At 61.2% G+C, this 278-nt stretch carries 1 protein-coding gene; it reads right to left on the reverse strand.

All coding sequences use genetic code 11. The features are described 5' to 3' along the window. Positions 1–278, reverse strand: a 278-nt coding sequence (locus tag EOD29_RS31520) for a DUF1348 family protein (RefSeq protein WP_127248812.1), incomplete at both ends; no start/stop codon positions are given.

Consider the following 278-nt stretch of genomic DNA (forward strand, 5'->3'; position numbering starts at 1 on the left):
CGGACTTGCGCTCGGCCTCGGAGATCGGGTGCTCGTTGATGCTGGCATGGCGCGTCCGCATCAGCCCGTCCTCGGCGAATTCCCAGTTCTCGTTGCCATAGGAGCGGAACCGGTTGCCGCTGTCATCATGCCATTCATAGGCGAAGCGCACGGCGATGCGATTGTTGGTAAAGGCCCAGATCTCCTTGATCAGCCGGTAATCCAGCTCCTTGGCCCATTTGCGGGTGAGGAAAGCGACGATCTCGGCGCGGCCGTTGATGAATTCGGCACGGTTCCGC

The organism is Mesorhizobium sp. M1A.T.Ca.IN.004.03.1.1, assembly GCF_003997555.1.
Classification (GTDB): domain Bacteria; phylum Pseudomonadota; class Alphaproteobacteria; order Rhizobiales; family Rhizobiaceae; genus Mesorhizobium.